The organism is Pseudomonas sp. BS3782 TE3695 (genome assembly GCF_050435305.1).
In the GTDB taxonomy this organism is placed as follows: domain Bacteria; phylum Pseudomonadota; class Gammaproteobacteria; order Pseudomonadales; family Pseudomonadaceae; genus Aquipseudomonas.
Window position 1 is genome coordinate 156,535 of the sequence record NZ_JBNDKB010000001.1, and the last position, 22,791, is coordinate 179,325.

Annotated in this window: 16 protein-coding genes and 2 tRNA genes; 5 read left to right on the forward strand and 13 right to left on the reverse strand. The window is 59.6% G+C overall.

Going from position 1 to position 22,791, the window contains the following annotated elements:
• The first annotated feature begins 3 nt into the window (after nt 1–3).
• The gene (nadE, locus tag ABH909_RS00740; RefSeq protein ID WP_429429735.1) at nt 4–831 is read left to right on the forward strand and encodes an ammonia-dependent NAD(+) synthetase; all 828 of its coding nucleotides are present in this window, start codon (nt 4–6) and stop codon (nt 829–831) included.
• A 191-nt stretch (nt 832–1,022) separates the two neighbouring features.
• Here nadE and azu read toward each other — a convergent pair whose 3' ends face one another.
• Nucleotides 1,023–1,469 (reverse strand): azurin, encoded by a 447-nt coding sequence (gene azu, locus ABH909_RS00745; RefSeq protein WP_429429737.1) that lies wholly within the window; start codon nt 1,467–1,469, stop codon nt 1,023–1,025.
• Nucleotides 1,470–1,813: 344 nt separating this feature from the next.
• On the opposite strand from azu, the gene ABH909_RS00750 reads away from it, so the two are divergent.
• Both ABH909_RS00750 and ABH909_RS00755 read left to right on the forward strand, forming a co-directional pair.
• Nucleotides 1,814–2,401: a TIGR00730 family Rossman fold protein gene (locus tag ABH909_RS00750; protein WP_429429739.1), complete on the forward strand. Its 588-nt coding sequence runs from the start codon at nt 1,814–1,816 to the stop codon at nt 2,399–2,401.
• Nucleotides 2,402–2,469: 68 nt separating this feature from the next.
• Complete coding sequence (locus ABH909_RS00755) at nt 2,470–2,658, forward strand: hypothetical protein (RefSeq protein ID WP_007902706.1); 189 nt, start codon at nt 2,470–2,472, stop codon at nt 2,656–2,658.
• A 218-nt stretch (nt 2,659–2,876) separates the two neighbouring features.
• Here the strand turns inward: ABH909_RS00755 and ABH909_RS00760 are convergent, their stop codons facing one another.
• From ABH909_RS00760 to rnr, 11 genes are all read right to left on the reverse strand, one after another.
• On the reverse strand, nt 2,877–3,767 hold the full coding sequence (locus ABH909_RS00760) for a transglutaminase family protein (RefSeq protein WP_429429741.1): 891 nt from the start codon (nt 3,765–3,767) through the stop codon (nt 2,877–2,879).
• Nucleotides 3,767–6,253, reverse strand: a complete 2,487-nt coding sequence (locus tag ABH909_RS00765; protein ID WP_429429743.1) for a circularly permuted type 2 ATP-grasp protein — start codon at nt 6,251–6,253, stop codon at nt 3,767–3,769. Before ABH909_RS00765 ends, ABH909_RS00760 begins: the two co-directional genes overlap by 1 nt.
• An 88-nt stretch (nt 6,254–6,341) precedes the next feature.
• The gene (locus ABH909_RS00770) at nt 6,342–9,617 is read right to left on the reverse strand and encodes a DUF2126 domain-containing protein (protein ID WP_429429745.1); all 3,276 of its coding nucleotides are present in this window, start codon (nt 9,615–9,617) and stop codon (nt 6,342–6,344) included.
• 328 nt (nt 9,618–9,945) lie between these two features.
• Complete coding sequence (locus ABH909_RS00775; protein WP_008068886.1) at nt 9,946–12,249, reverse strand: YgiQ family radical SAM protein; 2,304 nt, start codon at nt 12,247–12,249, stop codon at nt 9,946–9,948.
• Nucleotides 12,250–12,554: 305 nt separating this feature from the next.
• On the reverse strand, nt 12,555–13,949 hold the full coding sequence (gene dnaB / locus ABH909_RS00780) for a replicative DNA helicase (protein ID WP_429429747.1): 1,395 nt from the start codon (nt 13,947–13,949) through the stop codon (nt 12,555–12,557).
• Nucleotides 13,950–14,084: 135 nt separating this feature from the next.
• Nucleotides 14,085–14,531 carry a 50S ribosomal protein L9 gene (gene rplI, locus ABH909_RS00785; RefSeq protein ID WP_003197251.1) on the reverse strand — a complete coding sequence of 149 codons (447 nt, stop codon included), beginning with the start codon at nt 14,529–14,531 and terminating at the stop codon, nt 14,085–14,087.
• Between the two features lie 19 nt (nt 14,532–14,550).
• Nucleotides 14,551–15,444 carry a hypothetical protein gene (locus tag ABH909_RS00790; protein ID WP_429429749.1) on the reverse strand — a complete coding sequence of 298 codons (894 nt, stop codon included), beginning with the start codon at nt 15,442–15,444 and terminating at the stop codon, nt 14,551–14,553.
• Nucleotides 15,445–15,480: 36 nt separating this feature from the next.
• Entirely contained in the window at nt 15,481–15,711 is a 231-nt protein-coding gene (gene rpsR / locus ABH909_RS00795; protein ID WP_002551829.1) for a 30S ribosomal protein S18, read from the reverse strand.
• Nucleotides 15,712–15,739: 28 nt separating this feature from the next.
• A complete protein-coding gene (rpsF, locus tag ABH909_RS00800; RefSeq protein WP_095052890.1) occupies nt 15,740–16,162 on the reverse strand; it encodes a 30S ribosomal protein S6 in 423 nt (140 codons plus the stop codon).
• Between the two features lie 316 nt (nt 16,163–16,478).
• Nucleotides 16,479–17,240 (reverse strand): 23S rRNA (guanosine(2251)-2'-O)-methyltransferase RlmB, encoded by a 762-nt coding sequence (gene rlmB / locus ABH909_RS00805; protein ID WP_429429751.1) that lies wholly within the window; start codon nt 17,238–17,240, stop codon nt 16,479–16,481.
• The gene (gene rnr, locus ABH909_RS00810; RefSeq protein ID WP_429429753.1) at nt 17,237–19,867 is read right to left on the reverse strand and encodes a ribonuclease R; all 2,631 of its coding nucleotides are present in this window, start codon (nt 19,865–19,867) and stop codon (nt 17,237–17,239) included. The genes rlmB and rnr overlap by 4 nt, the downstream gene beginning before the upstream one ends.
• A gap of 226 nt (nt 19,868–20,093) precedes the next feature.
• Between rnr and ABH909_RS00815 the strand changes: the two genes are divergently transcribed.
• Both ABH909_RS00815 and ABH909_RS00820 read left to right on the forward strand, forming a co-directional pair.
• Nucleotides 20,094–20,180 (forward strand) — tRNA-Leu (locus ABH909_RS00815).
• Between the two features lie 165 nt (nt 20,181–20,345).
• Nucleotides 20,346–20,432: transfer RNA gene (locus ABH909_RS00820), tRNA-Leu, on the forward strand.
• 379 nt (nt 20,433–20,811) lie between these two features.
• Here ABH909_RS00820 and ABH909_RS00825 read toward each other — a convergent pair.
• The gene (locus ABH909_RS00825; protein WP_429429755.1) at nt 20,812–22,746 is read right to left on the reverse strand and encodes a methyl-accepting chemotaxis protein; all 1,935 of its coding nucleotides are present in this window, start codon (nt 22,744–22,746) and stop codon (nt 20,812–20,814) included.
• Nucleotides 22,747–22,791 lie beyond the last annotated feature (45 nt).

Consider the following 22,791-nt stretch of genomic DNA (forward strand, 5'->3'; position numbering starts at 1 on the left):
TTCATGCAAGCCGTACAGCGTGAGATTGCTGAACAGCTCAAGGTCCAACCGCCGTTCGCGGATCAACTCGCCCTCGAGGCTGAAGTCGCCCGGCGGATTACCTTCATTCAGGACTGCCTGGTCAATGCCGGGCTCAAGACGCTGGTGCTGGGCATCAGTGGCGGCGTCGATTCCCTGACTGCCGGCCTGCTGGCCCAGCGCGCCATGCGTGAACTGCGCGAGCGCACCGGCGACGCCAGCTACAAGTTCATCGCCGTGCGTCTGCCTTATGGTGTCCAGTTCGACGAACATGATGCCCAGGCCTCAATGGACTTCATTGCCCCCGATGAGCGCCACACCGTAAACATTGGCCCGGCGGTCAAATCCCTGGCCAACGAAGTGGCGGCCTTCGAGGGTAAAGAGGCGGTGCAGAGGGATTTCGTGCTGGGCAACACCAAGGCGCGGATGCGCATGGTTGCGCAATACACCATCGCTGGCGCGGCTCATGGCCTGGTGATCGGCACCGACCATGCGGCAGAAGCAGTGATGGGTTTCTTCACCAAATTCGGTGATGGCGCCTGCGACCTCGCACCGCTGAGCGGCCTGGTGAAAAATCAGGTCCGGGCCATCGCCCGCAGCTTCGGCGCGCCGGAGTCGCTGGTGGAAAAAATACCGACCGCCGACCTCGAAGACCTCTCGCCGGGTAAACCGGACGAAGCGTCCCACGGTGTGACCTATGCCGAGATCGACGCCTTCCTGCACGGCGAGCCGGTGCGTGAGGAAGCGTTCAAGATCATCTGCGATACGTATAAAAAGACCCATCACAAGCGCGTGATGCCGTTCGCGCCTTAAGGACCTTGTAACTATATAGACCTGTAGGAGCTGTCGAGTGAAACGAGGCTGCGATCTTTTGATCTTGCTTTAAGATCACAATCAAAAGATCGCAGCCTCGTTTCACTCGACAGCTCCTACATCGGGTTGGCCCAAAAATGAGCACAAAAAAAGCGTCCCTAGCGGACGCTTTTTTTATGCGTTTGATTCGATTACTTCAGAGTAACCGTACCTTTCATCATCGAGATGTGGCCCGGGAACGAGCAGAAGAAACCGTACTTCTCAGCCGCATTGAGCTTCGATACATCGAAAGTCACCGAGTCGGTTTCCTTCGCGCCGATGAGTTTGGTGTGAGCAATGATGCGGGCATCACCGTCTTTCAGGTAGTTCTTATCGATACCTGCCGCCAGGCCGTCGGTAGCGATCGGCTGCATGTCGGCTTCTTTGCTCAGTACCCAGTTATGGCCCATGACGTTTTTTGGCAGGCTACCGGAGTGAGTCAGTTCAACGGTAAAGGTCTTGCAGCTTTTGTCGATTTCAATGGCCTTGGTGCTGAAGGACATCTGATCGGTGGAGTCGATGGTTGTCTTGCACTCGGCAGCCATCAATTGACTGCTGGCCAGTGTCAACAGGGATACCGCAACAAGTTTGGCAAACATGGTGAATCTCCAAGGCAGGGTTAACAAACGTTCTAATGGACAGAAGACTGCCTGAAATCTTCGCAAGTTCCTATGACCTGAATCAAAAATTGTATACAACTTTCGACCTATGACACTCATCGAAACAATCTACCGGCCAAGCGTCTGGCACGGCCCTATCATCAGAGCCGTCATCATTCATCTGGAGCGCCTGTCATGTCTTTCAACAGCTTGTTGTGCAGTTTGCTCGCCGCCTACGCCTGCGGCGCCAGTGGCACCTGTGAAACACCCAAACGCGAGGTGTAACCCTTGGAACCAGGCAAGCCAACCCTTACTCTGTGGCCCTGATGACCGTGGAGTAAGGCATGTCTTTAGCGTCCGTTTGTGTATTTTGCGGTGCCAGTACCGGCACCAATCCAGCTTATCGTGAAGCGGCTGTCGCCTTGGGGCGAACACTGGCCGAGCGCAAGCTGACTCTGGTCTATGGCGGCGGCGCCGTCGGGTTGATGGGGATTGTAGCCGATGCCGCACTGGCGGCCGGTGGTGAGGTGATCGGGATCATCCCGCAGAGCCTCAAGGACAAGGAAATCGGTCACAGCGGTCTGACTCGTCTGGAAGTGGTCGACGGCATGCATGCGCGCAAAGCACGAATGGCCGAGCTCAGCGATGCCTTTATTGCGCTACCCGGCGGCCTGGGCACGCTGGAAGAGCTGTTCGAAGTCTGGACCTGGGGCCAGCTCGGCTATCACGGCAAACCGCTGGGTTTGCTGGAAGTGAACGGTTTCTATAGCAAATTGACGTCTTTTCTTGATCATATCGTCGGCGAAGGCTTCGTTCGCGAAGCGCACCGTGACATGCTGCAAATGAGCGAATCGCCGCAAACCCTGCTCGATGCACTGGACGCCTGGCAACCCTCGGTACCGCCAAAATGGACCGAGCAAAAACCCAGCTAACGGCTCGGCATCGATACAGGGCAGAATATGCGCCGCTCAACCTCACCTTCGACCCCAGAGGATCGCCCATGGCTAAACCTAATTATTCCTTCGCCAAACGTCAGAGAGACTTGGCCAAGGAGCAGAAGAAAGAGGAAAAGCTTCAGCGCAAGAAAGCTACAGCTGAAGAAGAAGCAGCAGCACTGAACCCGGATACCGAAGGCGAAGTGGCGACAGACGAAACTGAAGCACCGAAAGATCAGGCGCCCGACGCCTGAGACCCTCAGGGCCCGATGATCTGATCAGGCCCACCGGATCTGTGTCCAGGGTCAGCAACGCTGTTGCTGACCCTCACAGGCCAGTCTGAAATCCCCCTCCAAAAACTGCACATTCCCTGTGGGAGCGGGCTTGCTCGCGAAAGCGGTGGGTCAGTCGACGTCAATGTTGAATGTTCAACCGCTTTCGCGAGCAAGCCCGCTCCCACACTGGATGTCGGTTACTCCAATGGCATTACTGTGACCCGAACCTCGGGATCGTGGCTGCCACCGCCCAAAATCACCCCACGCAACGGCGACACATCGGAAAAATCCCGCCCCCAGGCCAGGGTGATGTGCTCCAGCGCCGGTTGTACATTGTTGGTCGGGTCGAAATCCACCCACCCCAGCACCGGACAAAACACCGACACCCAGGCATGAGACGCATCGGCGCCGATCAGCCGTGGCTGGCCTGGCGGTGGCTGGGTCAGCAGGTAACCGCTGATGTACCGCGCCGCCAATCCCCGGGAGCGCACACAAGCGAGCATCAAATGCGCAAAGTCCTGGCAAACCCCGCGCCGCCTCTCCAGCACTTCCACCAGCGGCGTTGCCACTTGGGTCGCTTCGGCGTCGAAGGTGAATTCGCTGAAGATCTTCTCCATCAACGCCTGAACCCCCAGTAGCAATGGCCGGCCAGGAGGAAAGCAACTTTCCGAGAACTCGACGAAGTTGCGCTTCAAGTGCACGTAAGGCGATTCGAACCGGTACCGGCAGGCTTCGAGCAATTCAGCAGCGAGCGGCTGACTGTTGTAGGTCAGAGCGTTGCAGGTTTCTTCCCAGGCTGGTGATTGATTGAAGTCCAACGATGGCCGGGCCAGCACTTCGACCGTCAGACTGGCATTGACCAGCAACTCATCGTGGGGCCGCTCGAATGCCAGCCGGGTCAGCGGATTACCAAACACATCCAGCTCATCCCGGCGCGAGGTCGGATCGGGACTGATCTGCAATTGCTGATCGGTGCAGCGCTGCCAAACGCAAGCCCGCGGCCATAAATGCGCCAGTTGCTGGGCTAGGGATACCGGGCTGTCATAGTGATAATGGGTGTCGTGGAAAATCTGGTAACGGGCATTCATCAGACGGACACCGTGCGTTGGCTGACATCATCGACATGGGCGAAATGGCGCAAGGCCAGACGGTCCGATATTTGCCCGCTCGCATCGGCGATCTCCTGCAACAGATCGGCCAGTCCTTCGATGGCGGCGCGAACACTGGCCTCGCCAAACAGTGGGTTTTCCAGGCAACCCAGATCGAAGCGCGCCAGTCGCTCCAACAACTGCGGCAGACCGGTTTCACGCGGCGCACCAAAGTCGTCGTTCAAGCGTTTCAACGTGCGGGTCACCAGCTTCAACTGGAACAACACGGCGTGAGGGTTCTGCTCATCGAGCAATAACAGGTCCAGCACCGGGATCAATTGCGCCATCGCCAGATACCGCGAGCGGTAGGTGATGCTGCTGTTGCCCAGCTCCAGCAGCCATTCCAGCCCGGCCTGATCGAAAGCCCCGGCGCCACGCAGAAACGCTGCCAGGCTGCCGCTGAGAAACTGCAGCCGTTCGATCCGCCGCCCCATCATCAGGAAACGCCAGCCTTCGTCCCGGGTCATGTCGTCGAGGGCAAAACCGGACAGCGCCGCCAGTGACATCACCAATCGGTTGAGGAAATCCAGCAACTCGCCGAAATCCGGCTCTTCGGTTTCCAGTTCCATTGCCTCGCGCTGCAATTCCACCAGCGCTTGCCAGTTCTCTCGAGAGAGCTTGCCGCGTACTTGCGACGCCGCCCACTGCAAGCGTTGCAGGTTGGAGCGCAGGCTGAACGGCCAATTATCGCCGAGCAACGCCGCCAGCAAGCGCTCCGGCAACTCGCCCTCCTCCGGCAACAGATTCAAGCGTTCACCGAGATCAACTGCTGCTTCCAGGGCTTGCGGATCATCGCCATCGATATAGCGCGCCAACATAATGCGCAGCAGCCGCGCGCTGTCATCGCAGCGCTCACAATAACGGCCGAACCAGAACAGGTTTTCGACCACCCGCGATGGCAGATACGGATCGCGTCGCACCAGATCATGCACACCGATGTTGCGCTGGGCTTTCCATTGTTCGCCGCTGGGCGGGCGATCACCCAACACCCAAGTGTCCTTGCTTGCACCGCCGCGCTGCATCGACACCACTTCGGCGTCGGCCTCGGCGGCAACCCGGGTCAGCCCGCCGGGCAGTACCCGATAGCCATCCCGACTGGCCACCGCATACACGCGCATGCCAATGGCCCGCGGTTGCAACTGCCCCTTTTCGACCTGCCAGATCGGCGCCAGTGACAGTTGCGCCAATTCTTGCGCAACATAGGCGTAAGGCCGCGTCTGCATGCGCTCGGCCAGGGCATGGCGCTGTTTTTCACTCAAATCACGACCAAACACCGGCGTAAAGCTCTGCGACGGGAACGCCGGTTTGATCAACAGTTCCGGCAGTTTTTCCAGGGCCTGGGCCAGCACCGGCGCTTCACCGCACCACCAGGTCGCGATAGACGGCAGAATCAGCTCTTCGCCGAACAGATGCTGATTGATCTTCGGCAGGAAACCCAGCAAACCCGGCGACTCCAGCACGCCGCTGCCAAGGGCGTTGGCCACCAGCACCCGGCCCTGACGCACCGCTTCGAGCAGCCCGGGCACGCCGAGAGCCGAGTCGGTGCGCAGCTCCAGCGGGTCGCAAAAATCATCGTCGAGCCGGCGCATGATCGCGTGGACCCGACGCAGGCCGCTCAGGGTTTTCAGGTAGACCGTGGCATCCCGCACGGTCAGGTCGCCGCCCTCCACCAATGGATAACCGAGCTGGCGAGCCAGATACAGGTGTTCGAAATAGCTTTCGTTGAAACGCCCCGGCGTCAACAGCACCACCAGTGGTGCTTCGTCATCGCTCGGCGCCTGACGAGCGAGCGTTTCCTGAAGGGTGCGGAAGAACCCGGCCAGGTGCTGCACCTTCAAATCGCGGTACAGCTCGGGGAAGGCCCGGGACACGATGGTGCGGTTTTCCAGTGCGTAACCGGCACCGGATGGTGCTTGCGTGCGGTCCGCCGTCACCCACCAGCGGCCGTCAGGCGTGCGCGCCAGATCCACGGCATATAGATGCAAAAAGACCCCATCGGGCGGCGAAATGCCCTGACAGGGCCAGAGGAAGTTGTTGTGACCGAACACCAGCTCAGCCGGCAGCAGGCCTTCGGCGATCAAGCGCTGAGGGCCGTACAAATCCGCCAGCACAGCATTGAGCAAGCGCGCCCGTTGAGCGATCCCGGCCGACAACTGTTCCCACTCATCGGCGGCCATCACATGGGGCAGAAGGTCCAGCTCCCACGGCCGGTCGGCGCCCTTGGGGTCGGCGTAGACGTTATAGGTCATGCCGTTTTCCTGAATCTGGCGGGTCAGCAGCGCCTGACGCTGCATCCGTTGTGCTGGCGTGCTGCGTTGCAATTGATCGAACAGCCGCCGCCAGTGCGGGCGCACGGCGCCGCTGTCGTCGAGCAGTTCGTGATAAGTGCCCGCGGTGAACGGGTAATGATCAAGCAGGTCAGGCATGGAAAGCTCGGCAGACAGCAAAGAACGGTCAGACTAACGCAGGCTCATGACGCCCGGATATACGAAAAATCCGAGCGTCGTGTACGGTTTAGAAACGTCGTAAATCGAGAGTCATCGGCAGCTCGTCGTTAATTTCCAGATTCGGTATAGGAAGTTTCCCTGGCGTGTGTCCGACACGGAAGAAACGCGCCATCCGCCGGCTCTCGGCCTCATTCGCGTTCACCGGCAGGCTGTCGTAGTTGCGCCCGCCCGGGTGGGCGACGTGGTACTGACAACCGCCCAGCGAACGCCCCATCCAGGTGTCGAGCAGGTCGAACACCAGCGGCGCGTGGACCGGGATGGTCGGCTGCAGGCAGTTGGCCGGTTGCCAGGCGCGAAAGCGTACGCCGGCGACGAACTCACCGACCCGCCCCGTGGGTTGCAATGGCACCGGGATGCCGTTGCAGGTCAGCAGATAACGCTGAGGCGGCAGGCCGCTAAGCTTGACCTGCAAACGCTCCAACGACGAATCCACGTAACGCACCGTCCCCCCTGCCGCACCTTCCTCGCCGAGTACATGCCAAGGCTCCAGCGCCTGACGCAATTCCAGTTGGATGCCGCTGACCGCATAGTCGCCGACCTTGGGAAAACGGAACTCCAGATGCGCCGCGAACCACTCGGCCCGCACGGGATAACCGGCGGCATTGAGGTCGACGATGACGTCGGCGAAATCCTGCTCGATAAAGTGCGGCAGCAGGAACCGGTCGTGCAGCTCTGTGCCCCAGCGCGCCAGTTTCGGCGGTGCATAAGGCTCGCGCCAGAACCGCGCCACCAGCGCCCGCAGCAACAATTGCTGCGTCAGGCTCATGCGCGCATGGGGCGGCATTTCAAAGGCTCGCAGTTCCAGTAACCCGAGGCGCCCGGTGGCGCCGTCCGGCGAATAGAGTTTGTCGATGCAAAACTCGGCGCGGTGGGTGTTGCCGGTCACGTCGATCAGCAGATTGCGCAGCAGTCGATCCACCAGCCACGGCGCGCACTCTTCGCCCGGCTTCGGCATCTGGGCGAAGGCGATTTCCAGTTCATACAGCGAATCGTTGCGCGCCTCATCCACCCGTGGCGCCTGGGACGTCGGGCCGATGAACAATCCGGAAAACAGGTAGGACAAGGACGGATGGTTGTGCCAGTAACTGATCAGGCTGCGCAGCAGATCGGGACGACGCAGAAACGGGGAGTCAGCCGGAGTCGCGCCACCCAGCACGAAATGATTACCGCCGCCGGTGCCGGTGTGCCGGCCGTCGATCATGAACTTCTCGGTGGTCAGTCGCGTCTGGCGCGCCTCTTCGTAAAGAAATTCGGTGCGCTCCACCAATTCATCCCAGGTGGCGGACGGCTGGACGTTGACCTCGATCACGCCCGGATCGGGAGTAATGCGGAAGTTGCTCAGCCGCGGATCGCTCGGCGGTTCATAGCCTTCCAGCAACACCGGGCAGTGCAATTCCTCGGCGGTGGCTTCGATGGCGGTGACCAGTTCCAAATAGTCCTCGACCCGCTCCAGTGGCGGCATGAACAGGTATAACCGGCCTTCTCGCGCTTCGGCACAGAATGCGGTGCGGGTCAGCCAATCGGCGGACTCGTCGATCTTGGGCGCGCGCTCGTTGCCCGTTTGTGGTTGCGCGTGATGTTGTAGCTGGTCGGTGCCTGGCAGCTCAGGGAAATCCTGATTCGGGTCGACAGGGTGAATGAACGGGTACTCCGCCGCCTTCACCCAGGGCTGCGAACCGAGTGGCAAGCGATACCCCAGCGGCGAATCCCCCGGCACCAGTCGGCAATGTTCTTCCCGCAGATACCAGCGACCGCTTTGCCATTGATCGCCCTTGGCGGTACGCGCCAGCGGCAGGACCTGGCCGATCACCTTGTCCAGGCCCTGACTGAAGACTTTGCGCAGCCGCGCACGCTCCAAAGGTTCTTCCAGCCGTGAGTCTTCGGCGCTGACGTTCTGCGGCAAAGCGCCTTCGCGCCAGAGGTAATAGAAATTGTCTTCGTAGGCCGGGAACACGAAGCGTGTCGGAATTTTCAGGCGTTCGGCGACACTCGCCAGAAAACGCCCGGCCAACTCGCCATCGGCACCGTAGTCTTCCTGCTCATCAGCGATCAGCACGCTGTTGTGCCAGATCGGCACGCCGTCGCGGCGCCAGTAGCAGTTCAGCGACCAGCGCGGCAGTTGCTCGCCGGGATACCACTTGCCCTGACCGAAATGCACCAGTCCCTTGGGCGCGTAACGCTTGCGCATGCGCTGGAACAGTTCGGCCGACAAGCGACGTTTGTCCGGCCCGAGCGCCGCGGTATTCCACTCGGCGCCGTCAGGGTCATCGATGGAAACGAATGTCGGCTCGCCGCCCATGGTCAGGCGCACGTCGCCTTTGAGCAGGTCGGCATCGATCTGCCGGCCCAGCGCCTGAATCGCCAGCCATTGGTCTTCGGTGTAGGGCTTCGTGACTCGCGGCGCTTCCCAAATCCGCTCGACTGACATTTCGTGGGTGAATTCGCACTCGCACGGTTCCACCAAGCCACTGATCGGTGCCGCAGAGGACGGATCGGGACTACACGCCAACGGAATGTGTCCTTCACCGGCAAACAGCCCAGAAGTCGCGTCCAGGCCGATCCAGCCAGCGCCGGGCAAATAGACCTCGCACCAGGCGTGCAGGTCAGTGAAATCCACTTCGGTGCCCGAGGGGCCGTCGAGGCTTTTGACATCGGCGGTCAGCTGGATCAAGTAGCCGGACACAAAACGCGCCGCCAAACCGAGATTGCGCAGCAACTGCACCAGCAGCCACGCCGAGTCACGGCAAGAGCCGGAGGCCTGTTCGAGGGTGTGTTCCGGAGTCTGTACGCCTGGTTCCATGCGAATCAGGTAGCCAATGTCTTCGCTGAGGCGCTGGTTGAGCGCGACCAGGAAATCCACGCTCGGTAGCGGCGTGCGGTCGATGCCATCCAGATAGGCCTTGAACTTCGGCGTCAGGGGCAAGGTTTCCAGGTACGGCGCCAGCTCTTTGCGCTCATCCGCAGCGTAGGCGAAAGGGATTTTTTCGGCGTAGGGCTCGAGGAAGAAGTCGAACGGATTGAACACCGCCATCTCGGCCAGCAAGTCGACCTCGATCCGCAGCTCATCGGTTTTCTCCGGGAACACCAGGCGTGCCAGATAGTTGCCCTGGGGGTCCTGTTGCCAGTTGATGAAATGCTGCTCGGGCGAGACTTTCAGCGCATAGGACAGTATCCGCGTGCGGCTATGGGCAGCCGGGCGCAGGCGAACGATCTGCGGACCGAGCTCGACGGCGCGGTCGTAGCGGTAATGCGTGACGTGGTGCAATGCGACATGAATCGACACGGCGTGCCTCCTGCGAGCCTTAAGCGTTACCGAAAGCGCGCAAGACTTATGCCATTCCGGCAGGCCGGCGCTTTCCCAGATTTGCTCAGGGCAGTACAGCACCAAAATCGGGCGATGCGGGAATTTGGTTGGGGAGCGTTGCACGCAAATGTGGCGAAGATCAAAAGATCGCAGCCTTCGGCAGCTCCTACACGGGATTGTGTTCGACCGCGGTATGGCGGCGAACACCGAATCTGTAGGAGCTGCCGAAGGCTGCGATCTTTTGATCTTCAGGCCCAACGCAAAACGCCAACCCGAAGGTTGGCGTTTTGTTCAGATCAAACGAGACTTAGCGCGGCACTACCGGCTTGCGCGCAGGTTTTGGTCCCTTGCCTTTGGCCGCGTCCTTGCGCTCCTTGGCCGCCTGCTGGTTGCGGGCGAATGCCGCAGCCTTGGCCTGTTCACGCTTGTCCCACGGGTTACCGCCATCGCTGGCACGCGGTGGCAGACCGGTGTGCTGGGTCAGGATCTTGGTGGTCTTTTCCCCGGCCACTTTGTGGCTGCCGGCCGGTGTCGAGTTCTTGCGACGGGCACTCTGGTAGCTGTCGGTCGCCGGCTGATGCAGTGGGATCAACTGGTTCTTGCCCGGCCCGATCAGGTCGGCGCGGCCCATGCGGGTCAGCGCTTCGCGCAGCATCGGCCAGCCTTTGGGGTCGTGATAACGCAAGAACGCCTTGTGTAGACGACGCTGCTCTTCGCTCTTGACGATGGTCACGCCGTCACTCTTGTAAGTGACTTTGCGCAGCGGGTTCTTGCCCGAGTGGTACATCGCGGTGGCGGTGGCCATCGGCGACGGGTAGAACGCCTGCACCTGGTCGGCACGGAAACCATTGCCCTTGAGCCACAGGGCCAGGTTCATCATGTCTTCGTCGGTAGTGCCTGGGTGAGCGGCGATGAAGTACGGAATCAGGTACTGCTCTTTCCCAGCTTCCTTGGTGTACTTCTCGAACATGCGCTTGAACTTGTCATAGCTGCCGATGCCCGGTTTCATCATCTGGTTGAGCGGACCTTCCTCGGTGTGTTCCGGGGCGATCTTCAGGTATCCACCGACGTGGTGTGTCACCAGCTCCTTGACGTATTCCGGCGATTCGACCGCGAGGTCGTAACGCAAGCCGGATGCGATCAGGATCTTCTTCACACCCGGCAAGGCACGGGCGCTGCGATAAAGCTGAATCAGCGACGAGTGATCGGTGTTGAGGTTTTCACAGATGCCCGGGAACACGCAGGACGGCTTGCGGCACGCGGATTCGATGACCGGGCTCTTGCAGGCAATGCGATACATGTTCGCGGTCGGGCCGCCGAGGTCGGAGATCACTCCGGTGAAGCCTGGCACCTTGTCGCGGATCTCTTCGATTTCGCGAATGATCGATTCTTCGGAACGGTTCTGGATGATCCGGCCTTCGTGCTCGGTGATCGAGCAGAACGTACAGCCGCCGAAGCAGCCGCGCATGATGTTCACCGAGAAGCGGATCATGTCGTAGGCAGGAATCTTTTCCTTGCCATACGCCGGGTGCGGAACCCGTGCGTAAGGCATGCCGAACACATAGTCCATTTCTTCAGTGGTCATCGGAATCGGAGGCGGGTTGAACCAGACGTCCACTTCGCCATGCTTCTGCACCAGCGCACGGGCGTTGCCCGGGTTGGTTTCCAGGTGAAGCACGCGGTTGGCGTGGGCGTAGAGCACCGAGTCGCCACGGACTTTTTCCATCGACGGCAAACGGATGACCGTTTTCTCGCGGGTGAGGCGCGGGTTCGGCAGCAATTGCACGACCTTCGCTTCGTTCGGATCTTCGACCGGACCCTTTTCCTGCTCGATGGCGCAAGCCTGGGTGTCCTGGGTGTTCACGTAGGGGTTGATGATCTTGTCGACCTTGCCCGGACGATCGATACGCGTGGAGTCGATCTCGAACCAGTCTTTTGGCGTGTCACGACGAATGAACGCGGTGCCACGCACATCGGTGATGTCTTCGATTTTGTGGCCGAACGACAGGCGCTGGGCGACTTCGACGATCGCACGCTCGGCGTTGCCGTAGAGCAGGATATCGGCGCAAGCGTCGATCAGGATCGAGTTGCGCACCCGGTCCTGCCAGTAATCGTAGTGGGCGATGCGGCGCAGGGAGGCTTCGATGCCACCGAGCACGATCGGCACGTGCTTGTAGGCTTCCTTGCAGCGCTGGCTATAAACCAGGCTCGCGCGGTCCGGACGTTTGCCCGCCAGGCCACCGGGGGTGTAGGCGTCGTCGGAACGGATTTTCTTGTCGGCGGTGTAACGGTTGATCATCGAATCCATGTTGCCGGCCGCGACGCCGAAGAACAGGTTCGGCTCGCCGAGCTTCATGAAGTCGTCTTTGGACTGCCAGTTTGGCTGGGCAATGATCCCGACGCGGAAGCCCTGGGCCTCCAGCAGCCGGCCGATGATTGCCATGCCGAACGACGGGTGGTCGACGTAGGCATCACCGGTGACGATGATGATGTCGCAGGAATCCCAGCCAAGCTGATCCATCTCCTCCCTGCTCATCGGCAGGAATGGCGCTGGCCCGAAACATTCGGCCCAGTACTTGGGATAGTCAAATAACGGCTTGGCTGCTTGCATGTCGATAACCGGTGTTGGCTTTCATTGAATTTCGCGGGCGCGGAATATAGCACAAAATTTGACCAATTCCGACGGCTATGGTCGGAAATTGCGGCGACCGTTTCGCACAAAGATCCTGAGATCAGGCGCAACCCCTGTGGCGAGGGAGCTTGCTCCCGCTGGGCAGCGAAGCGGCCCCAAAACCTGCGACCGAATTTTTCCAGACGGACTGCATTTCTCAGCTTTGCGACTGCTGCGCAGTCGAGCGGGAGCAAGCTCCCTCGCCACAGGTCCACCATGTCCCCGGTCCAAACAGTTCTATCGGGTTACTCGTCGTCGAAATTGTAGCTGCCCGGCGCCAGGTTTTCGAAGCGGGTGTATTTACCGATGAACGCCAGTCGTGACGTGCCGATCGGGCCGTTCCGCTGTTTGCCGATGATGATCTCGGCGATGCCTTTATGCTCGGTTTCCGGGTGGTACACCTCATCCCGGTACACGAACATGATCACGTCAGCATCCTGCTCGATCGCTCCGGATTCCCGGAGGTCGGAGTTGATCGGGCGTTTGTTCGGTCGTTGCTCCAGGGAGCGGTTGAGCTGAGACAGCGCCACTACCGGGCAGTTGAATTCCTTGGCCAGGGCTTTCAAGGAACGGGAGATCTCGGAAATCTCGTTGGTCCGGTTGTCGCCACCGGAACCTGGAATCTGCATCAACTGCAGGTAGTCGATCATGATCAGGGCGATGTCGCCGTGTTCACGCACCAGACGCCGGGTCCGTGCGCGCATCTCCGAGGGGCTGATACCAGCCGTGTCGTCGATGAACAGCTTGCGATCGTTCAGCAGGTTGACCGCCGAGGTCAGGCGAGGCCAATCGTCATCGTCCAGGCGACCGGCCCGGACTTTGGTCTGGTCGATACGCCCAAGGGACGACAGCATACGCATGATCAGCGATTCGCCTGGCATCTCCAGCGAGTAAACCAGTACGCACTTGTCGCTGCGCAACACGGCATTTTCCACCAGGTTCATCGCAAAGGTGGTTTTACCCATGGACGGACGACCGGCAACGATGATCAGGTCGGCAGGCTGCAAGCCGCTGGTTTTCTCGTCGAGATCGGTATAACCGGTGGACAGGCCGGTAATGGCGTTGTCGGTGCTGAACAAGGTGTCGATGCGGTCGATAGCCTTGGTCAGCAGGTCATTCACGCTCACCGGGCCGCCGGTTTTTGGCCGGGCCTCGGCGATCTGGAAGATCTGCCGTTCAGCTTCGTCGAGAATTTCTTCAGCCGTGCGGCCTTCCGGGTTGAAAGCGCTGTCGGCAATTTCGGTAGCGATGCCGATCAACTGCCGCAACGTCGCCCGCGCACGAACGATTTGCGCATAGGCCTTGATGTTGGCTACGGACGGGGTGTTTTTCGCCAGCTCACCCAGGTAACCAAGGCCACCGACTTGCGAGGTCTGACCTTCCTTGTCCAATTGCTCGGCAAGGGTCACAACGTCGATCGGGGAGTTCTGGTCCGCCAGCTTGGCGATGGCCCGGAAAATCAGACGGTGGTCATGCCGATAGAAATCGCCGTCCGATACCTGATCGAGCACGCGTTCCCAGGCGTTGTTGTCCAGCATCAGACCACCGAGCACGGCCTGTTCGGCCTCGATGGAATGCGGCGGCACCTTCAGGGCAGCGGTTTGCAGATCGTATTGCTCGGGAGCGGAAATATCGTTCATGGCCACTTGGTTCTTTAGAAAAAGCAGGTTTGTAGAAAATCAGGAACCGCAGAAAGACAAAGGGCACGACCTGTAAACAGGATCGTGCCCGATGTTACCGGCAAGCACCCGAGGGTGCCAGCCGACAAGTGCTGCTTAAGCTGCTACCACGACAACGCGTACGGTGGCTTCAACTTCGGCGTGCAGGTGCACGGCTACGTCGAATTCGCCTACGTTGCGGATGGTGCCGTTCGGCAGACGAACTTCGCTTTTTGCAACTTCAACGCCAGAGGCGGTCAGTGCATCAGCGATGTCGTGGGTGCCGATCGAACCGAACAGCTTGCCTTCGTCACCAGCGGTGGCAGTGATAGTCACTTCCAGCTCAGCCAGTTGGGCGGCACGGCTTTCAGCCGAAGTTTTACGGTCTGCTGCGGCTTTTTCCAGCTCAGCGCGACGCTCTTCGAACGCAGCCAGGTTGGCAGCGGTCGCAGCGGTAGCTTTGCCGTAAGGCAGCAGGTAGTTACGACCGTAACCAGCCTTAACGTTCACTTTGTCACCCAGGTTGCCCAGGTTGGTGACTTTTTCCAGAAGGATCAGTTGCATGTGAAAATCCTCTTAACTTTTAACCTTCACCGTTCGCGTTATCGGCATCTTTCGGTGCCGAACGACCGCGAAAATCAATCAGGCTGTCGACGATGGCCAAGACCACCAGCAACGGATAGATCAGTTGCATGAACAGCAACAGCGTGACGTACAACCCCACCAGCCAGAATCCGGCCAGTCGCTTTTGCGCCACCAGCCCGTGAATCAGGGCCAGCCCGGCGAACACCAGCGGTACGCTGCACAACGGTGTCAACATGGCCATCTGCGAGCCTAAGTTAGGCCCCAGAAGCATCAACACCAGCAGCAACATCGCCGGTAAAAGCGGGATTCGGATGGCGCGAAACTCGCGACCAAAACCACCCGGGTTGTACAACAACGCCTGCCAGTAGCGCCCGACAATCAGGCTCAGCACACTGACGATTTGCAACAAGGCCGCAATCAGGCCGGTCAGGACCGGTGCAATCAGGGACGCGAAACGCGCTTGCTCGTCTACCGACAATTGCTGGTAGACATCACCGAGTAGCGACGGCATGACTTTTATCAAAGCCTGCGCCAGCATCTCGATCTGGGGCGCAAAAGCCGCCCCCAGCACCACTGAAAACACCAATCCCATCGCTATGCTGACCAGCAGCACGCGGTTCCAGGACTCACTTGCGCGCAAAACCAACGCAAGGCTCGAAGACCCCAGCAGCACCAGAAGTGCCCGTGGGTCATCAGAATAAAGCCACCAGATCAACGCCGGCAGCAGCCCCAGAGCAAGAACGCCCATGGCGTCCTTCAATCCGCGCCGCAGGAGCACAAGGCATCCTGCGGCAGCACCCAACCAATACAACAACGGCAACGTTGCGCATCCGGCCACTACCAGAGTGGCCTGCATACGGCCGCGCATGATGAACTCAGCTAAGGCGCGCATGCATTCAATCCTTTGCTACGTGTCGACTGCCCGGTCTCAGCGGCCGTGGCTGTCGGTGTAGGCCAGCAGGGCCAGGAAGCGGGCGCGCTTGATAGCGGTGGCCAGCTGACGCTGATAACGAGCTTTGGTACCGGTGATGCGGCTTGGAACGATTTTGCCGGTCTCGGATACGTAGGCTTTCAGAGTGTTGAGATCTTTGTAATCGATCTCTTTCACGTCTTCAGCGGTGAAGCGGCAGAATTTACGACGACGGAAGAAACGTGCCATGTAATAGGCTCCTCAAAAGGTCCGTGGATTACTCGTCAGCGTTATCGCTGGCGTCGCTGTCATCACCATCAACGCTATCAGCGTCGGAGTGCTCAGGACGGTCGCGACGCTCACGGCGCTCACTGCGGTTTTCTTCAGCCTTGAGCATCTCGGATTGGCCGGTAACGGCTTCTTCGCGACGGATGACCAGGTTACGGATCACTGCATCGTTGTAGCGGAAGTTGTCTTCCAGCTCGGCCAGGGCCTTGCCAGTGCACTCAACGTTCAGCATCACGTAGTGAGCCTTGTGAACATTGTTGATTGCGTAGGCCAGTTGACGACGGCCCCAATCTTCCAGACGGTGGATTTTGCCGCCGTCTTCTTCGATCAGCTTGGTGTAACGCTCAACCATGCCGCCGACTTGCTCGCTTTGATCCGGGTGGACCAAAAAGATGATTTCGTAATGACGCATGAATGCTCCTTACGGGTTGTAGCCTGCCGCTCAAAAGCGGTCAGACAAGGAGTGAATGACACTTATGGACTTGCTTGCGATAGACACATGCGTGCCTGCCGTCACAGCAAGGGGCGCAATTGTAGAGAAGGGACAAGAGAGGCGCAAGGCAATTGGTGATTATTTGAACAATCACCTGAACTTGAATCCGAGCGCCTTTAGGACTGTAGGAGCTGTCGAGTGAAACGAGGCTGCGATCTTTTGATTTTAAAAGTCAAAGTCAAAAGATCGCAGCCTCGTTTCACTCGTCAGCTCCTACACAGCCCCTATAGGAGTGTCAGGACTTTTTGCCGGCAGCTTTGATGCCGCGCTGGCGCAGGGCTTCGAACAGGCACACGCCAGTCGCCACGGACACATTGAGACTGCTGACGCTGCCCGCCATTGGCAGACGTACCAGATAATCGCAAAGATCGCGAGTCAGGCGACGCATTCCGCTGCCTTCAGCACCCATAATCAGGATGGTCGGGCCGGTGAGGTCTTGCTGATACAGACTCTGCTCAGCCTCGCCCGCCGTACCAACCACCCACAAGCCACGCTGCTTGAGTTTTTCCAGGGTGCGCGCCAGGTTGGTCACAGCCACCAACGGAATCACTTCTGCCGCACCGCAGGCCACTTTACGCACCGTCGGGGTCAGCGTGGCCGACTTGTCCTTCGGCACGATCACCGCCAGCGCGCCGGCCGCATCGGCCGAGCGCAGGCAAGCGCCAAGGTTATGCGGATCGGTCACGCCATCGAGCACCAGCAACAGCGGTGCGCCTTCGGTACGGTCGAGCAATTCGTCGAGCATCGCTTCGCCCCAGACCTGGCTCGGGCTCACTTCCGCGACAACGCCCTGGTGCACGCCTTCTACCCACGCATCCAGTTCACGACGCTCAGCCTGACCGACCGCCACGCGATTTTCGGCAGCGAGCCCGATCAGCGTCTGCACCCGCGGATCACTGCGGCCTTCAGCCAGCCAGATCTGCTTGACGCGTTTTGGATGGTGACGCAGCAACGCTTCTACAGCGTGCACGCCATAGATCTTTTCCAACTGACTCATGACTTGGCCTTAGGTTTACGCGCCCCGCCGCTTCTGGCGGCTGGAGCGGAACCCGCTTTTGGCGGGCCTTTACGGTGTTTGCTCGGTTTTGCTGGCTTCTCGCCGGAGGCCTTGTCAGGCGCCGACCGCCCGGTCTTTCCCCCAGACGCCGCTTTACCGCCGCTTTTCGCTTCAGACAGCAACGCCTGTTTCATTTCACGACTTTTACGCAACTCGGCGTTTTTTGCCGCGGCATCGCTCGGACGATAGGCTTCGACAGCCTTTTCCTTGGCAGGACGACGGCCGGTTTTCGCCGGTGCCGGTTCTGCGGCTGTTTTTGTAGAAGGCGCAGCAGTTTCAGCTCCACGCTTCTTGCGACCGATCGGCGCACTGATGGTTTTCTCAGCCATCTCGAAGTCGATCTTGCGCTCGTCGAGGTCGACGCGCATGACGCGAACTTCAACGGTGTCGCCCAGGCGGAAGCTGCGACCGGTACGCTCACCGGCCAGGCGATGGTGTACAGGATCGAAGTGGTAGTAATCGCCCGGCAGCGCGGTGACGTGCACCAGGCCTTCGACGTAGATATCGGTCAGTTCGACGAACAGACCGAAACCGGTCACGGCGGTGATCACACCCGGGAACGATTCGCCCACGCGGTCTTTCATGAACTCGCACTTGAGCCAGTTCACGACATCGCGGGTCGCTTCGTCGGCACGGCGTTCGCTCATCGAGCATTGCTCGCCGAGCTGCTCCAGGATCGCTTCGTCGTACGGATAGATGCGCGCTTTCGGAATGGTCATCGCGCCGGCACGGCGAACGTGCGGGGTGTCCATTTTCGAATGGATGACGCTACGAATCGCCCGGTGCGTGAGCAAGTCCGGGTAGCGACGAATCGGCGAAGTGAAGTGGGTATAGGCTTCGTAATTCAGGCCGAAGTGGCCCTGGTTATCAGCGCTGTACACCGCCTGGCTCAACGAACGCAGCATGACGGTCTGGATCAGATGGAAATCCGGACGGTCCTTGATGCTGGCCAGCAACGCCTGGTAATCCTTCGGCGACGGACCATCCTTGCCTTTGTGCAAGGACAGGCCGAGTTCGCCAAGGAAGGCGCGCAGTTTTTCCAGACGCTCCGGTGGCGGGCCGTCGTGGACGCGATACAGCGCAGGGATTTCGTGCTTCTTCAGGAACTCTGCAGTGGCCACGTTGGCCGCCAGCATGCATTCCTCGATCAGCTTGTGAGCGTCGTTGCGAACGGTCGGACGGATTTCGGCGATCTTGCGCTCGGAACCGAAGATGATCCGGGTTTCCTGCGTTTCGAAATCGATCGCGCCGCGCACGTGACGAGCCGCGAGCAGAACCTTGTACAGCGCATACAGCTGCTTGAGATGCGGCAGAACGTCGGTGTATTCACCACGAAGCTGACGCGCTTCGGTGGCTTTCGGCGTCTCCAGCATGGCGCTGACCTTGTTGTAGGTCAGGCGAGCGTGGGAGTGGATCACCGCTTCGTAGAAGCAGTAGTCGGTCATCTCGCCGGATTTGGAGATGGTCATCTCGCAGACCATCGCCAGGCGATCGACGTGCGGGTTCAGCGAGCACAGGCCGTTGGACAGTTGCTCTGGCAGCATCGGTACGACGCGCTCGGGGAAGTACACCGAGTTGCCACGAACCTGGGATTCGTTATCCAGCGCCGAACCGATTTTCACGTAGCTGGAAACGTCGGCAATCGCCACGTACAACTTCCAGCCACCGGAGAACAGGCGCAGCTTGCCCGGTTTGGCTTCGCAGTAGACCGCGTCATCGAAGTCGCGCGCATCTTCACCGTCGATGGTCACGAACGGCAGATGGCGCAGGTCAATGCGCTTCTCTTTGTCTTTCTCTTCAACTTCCGGCTTGAGCTTGGCGGCTTCCTTGAGCACCGCTTCAGGCCAGACGTGCGGAATATCGTAGGTGCGCAGGGCGACATCGATTTCCATGCCCGGCGCCATGTAGTTACCCACGACCTCGACCACGTCGCCTTGCGGCTGGAAGCGTGGCGTTGGCCAGTGAGTGATCTTCACTTCGACGAACTGACCGATTTGGGCGTTGGCGTTGCGGCCCGGCGTCACCAGCACTTCCTGCTGGATCTTCGGATTGTCCGCGACGACAAAACCGATACCGCCCTCTTCGAAGTAACGACCGACGATGGTCTCGTGGGCACGGGACACCACTTCGACGATCATGCCTTCACGGCGACCGCGACGGTCCAGACCGGAAACACGGGCCAGGGCACGGTCGCCATCGAACACCAGACGCATTTGCGCCGGGCTCATGAACAGGTCGTCACTGCCGTCGTCCGGGACCAGAAAGCCGAAACCGTCACGGTGACCGCTGATGCGGCCCAGGATCAGGTCAAGCTTGTCCACCGGCGCATAGGTGCCGCGACGGGTATAGATGAGTTGAGCGTCGCGCTCCATGGCGCGCAGGCGGCGACGCAGGGCTTCGATCTGGTCTTCTGTGGTCAGACCAAACTCTTCGACCAGTTGCTCGCGGTTAGCAGGCGAACCTCGATCAGCAAGGTGCTGAAGGATCAATTCGCGGCTAGGAATAGGGTTTTCATATTTTTCCGCTTCACGAGCGGCCTCGGGATCGAGGGACTGCCAATCGGCCATTAGAGAGTTTTCACCTTGTCTATATGCGGGTTAGTTTGGCATAGGCGTAATGAAACGGGAAATTTCAGGCTATGACAGCCCATCTAAAGCCCTTTATCGACATCGCAAAGCTGATTTGAATACCACTGGAGAAATTTTCCAGGTTTTTTCGATGCCGGGGGTTTACAGTTAAAAAGACGCTCCGTATAGTGCGCGCCATCGACGACGCACACGCGCTGCCGATACTGCCCAGATGGTGAAATTGGTAGACACGCCAGCTTCAGGTGCTGGTGACCGCAAGGTCGTGGAAGTTCGAGTCTTCTTCTGGGCACCAATTTCGAGCTTGAGATTAGATCAATTTCAAGGCTCACACAAAAACCCGCGAAAGCGGGTTTTTGCATTTCAGGCTTCCGGTTTATTAAAATTAAATCAGGGGTTTACAGATCAAAATGCTCTCCGTATAGTGCGCCACATCAACAGCGGCAACGCTTGCGATTATGCCCAGATGGTGAAATTGGTAGACACGCCAGCTTCAGGTGCTGGTGACCGCAAGGTCGTGGAAGTTCGAGTCTTCTTCTGGGCACCAATTCAAATTCAAGGTCATGATCTTGAATTTCACAGAAACCCGCGAAAGCGGGTTTTTGCGTTTCTGGCGTTCAAAAACTTAATAAATGTCAGCATGGCCTCTGTAGGAGCTGCCGAAGGCTGCGATCTTTTGATCTTGATTGTTGGCGCAACTGAAATCGCTGAAGATCAAAAGATCGCAGCCTTCGGCAGCTCCTACGGGAGATCAAGCGTTATGCAGCCTCTTGCAAACAAACTCTCCCTCTGCGCAGAGCCGCTGAAAAGCTTCGCGGGCAAGCCTCGCTCCTACGGTGTAGTGTCGTTCGCGAAATGTGCGCACGACGCAATTCCTGTAGGAGCGAGGCTAGCCCGCAAAGGCGTCAGACTTGCAGACGAAAAACCTAAGCCCGGAACTGCCCCAGGCTCGCCTTCAACTGAGCCGCCAAGCCATCCAGTACCTTGCCACTGGCCGTGGTTTCCACCACCGCCTGAGCAGCCTTCTCGGCCTGCGCATGGATGGTCTCAACCCGCCCGCGTACCGCCTGCGCACCTTGCGCCTGATGCGCCGCAGCCTGGGTCGCCAGACCGATTGCCGCATGCACCTGCTCGACCGACGCCTGCACCGACTGCTGCAACCGTGCACTGTCGCGCAATACCAGTAAACCTTCGCTGGCCTGACGCCCGGCCTGCCCAATTGCCGCGACGGCCTCTCGCGCGCCTTGCTGCAACGCAACGATGTGGGCCTGAATGTCGCCGGTTGAGCTTTGAGTCTTGCTCGCCAGTGCCCGCACCTCATCCGCCACCACGGCAAACCCGCGACCGGTCTCGCCGGCACGCGCCGCCTCGATGGCTGCGTTCAACGCCAGCAAGTTGGTTTGTTCGGCAATCCCGTGAATCACCGTCAGTACCACTTCAATCTGCTCACTTTGCTGCGCCAGGCGTTCGATGACTTTCGCGCCGGTGTCGACTTGTCCGGCCAATGCCTCAATGAGACTGCCAACTTTCGCCGAGGTCCGGGTGTTTTCATCCGTGGCCTGACGGATGCCCACCACCTGCTGCAAAGCGGCCTGCATGGCGTGGCTTTCAGACTGGGCTTCGTCAGCCATTTGCGACAACGCGCGCAAGCTTTCGGCCACCTCGTCGCGTTGCATGCCCGCCGCCGCATCGGCGCCGGCATTGCGCAGGGTCATGGCGCCGATTTCGACGCCGGTCCGCTGGGCCACATCGCCCGCCTCCCGCACGATCGGCTGCAATTTATCCACAAAGCGATTGACCGCCGAGGCCATGTCGCCAATCTCATCCTGGCTGTTGATCTGCACACGCTTGGTCAGATCGCCCTCACCCGCCGCCAGGTCATCCATGGCGGCGATCAGCAGCTTCAAGCGATTGACCACCCGACGACCCAGCACCACCGCCAACAACAGCAGCACACCAAAACCTACCAGCGCCAGGCCCATGCCGATGCGCCAACGCAAAGTCCCCGCCGCTTCCTGCACGGCTGTGGTGGTATTGGCTTTCATTTCAGTGGCAGTGGACTGTGCCGACTGCAGACGCCCGCGCATCGCCGTCGCGCTATCAGCTGCCGCACCCTTGAGGCTGTCACCCACCAGTTGATCGCTGCTGGCAATCAGCGCCGAGAATCGCTTGTCCAGCGCCGCCACATCGGTTTCCACGGAGGCGGTCGAGACGCCCATCAACACCTTGCCGATCTCCACCCCATTAGGATTGATCGGGGCTTCAAGGTAATAGACCGACGGATCGTTCTTCGCCGCATCCAGCACCTTGTCCAGCGCCCGTTCGCCCTGGCCTTTTTCCAGAAGCGCCTTGTTGATCGGGTTCTCCCGATTGAGGTAGCGCGTCAAGTGCTGGCCCGTGGCGTCGTCGTAGACCACGAACAACACATTGGGATTGCGCTGGGCGCGGCGAGCGAATTCGGACAGGGTGGGAATGTCGCTGTCCCACATGGCGCGGGGCGCGACCGAAGCCAGAAGCTGCGCCATGTCATTGGCCGAATCCTTCAGGTCCTTTTCCAGCGTCGCACGCAGTTGCGCCTGCTCGTCCTTCAGACGCGAAGACAGCCCGGCCGTCAGGCGCTGGCGGGTACTGGCGGACAGCCTATCCAGGCTCGACGTGACTTCACGACCTGCCTGTTCAAGTTCACCAGAGAGTTTTTGGCTATCGGCGTCCAACCGCATACCCAAATCAGCTTCCAGCGCAGTCACTGTGCTCCGGGTCAGAGCGACAGCTACCAGCACCTGCACCAAAAGGGCGATACCAAGGGTAACGAACACGGGCCGCAAGAGACGGCTTTGTAACAGTGAGAGAACGGCCGACACTGAAAATCCCTCTGCTTTGACGCCATCAAATTGATAGCACGTCAG